Source organism: Paraburkholderia sp. SIMBA_054, from assembly GCF_046534875.1.
GTDB lineage: Bacteria > Pseudomonadota > Gammaproteobacteria > Burkholderiales > Burkholderiaceae > Paraburkholderia > Paraburkholderia hospita.
Map to the genome: position 1 here is coordinate 1 of NZ_JAWRXV010000388.1, position 349 is coordinate 349.

Sequence of the window (349 nt, forward strand, 5' to 3'; positions counted from 1 at the left end):
CCGAGAGCGTGCCGCCCGCGACAAAGCTCGATTCGTAACCCGGCAGCGCGTAATAGCGGATGTCGGCCGGCGCCGCCTGCGTGTAGCCGCCCGGCCGCTTGCCGACGAACGGCGCATCGCCGAACGGCAATTGCCAGTCGTGTTCGCTGTTGTCGTAGTTGTTGTAGTGGTACTCGCCGGAATACGTGACCTGCACCTGGGGCGCCGTCTGACCCTGCCAGCTATTCTGGTCGAGCGTCATGGGCGCGGCGATGTTGCCGACCGCTGCGACCGCGCTCCAGTAGTTCTGGAACAGTCCCACCTTCGACGCGTCCAGATTGCCGCCCGCGATGATCTGCGCCTGCGGACA

General features: G+C 65.6%; 1 protein-coding gene. It reads right to left on the reverse strand.

The window, feature by feature from the left end:
- On the reverse strand, positions 1–349 hold a 349-nt coding region (locus SB822_RS55605; protein ID WP_410858910.1), incomplete at both ends, for a hypothetical protein.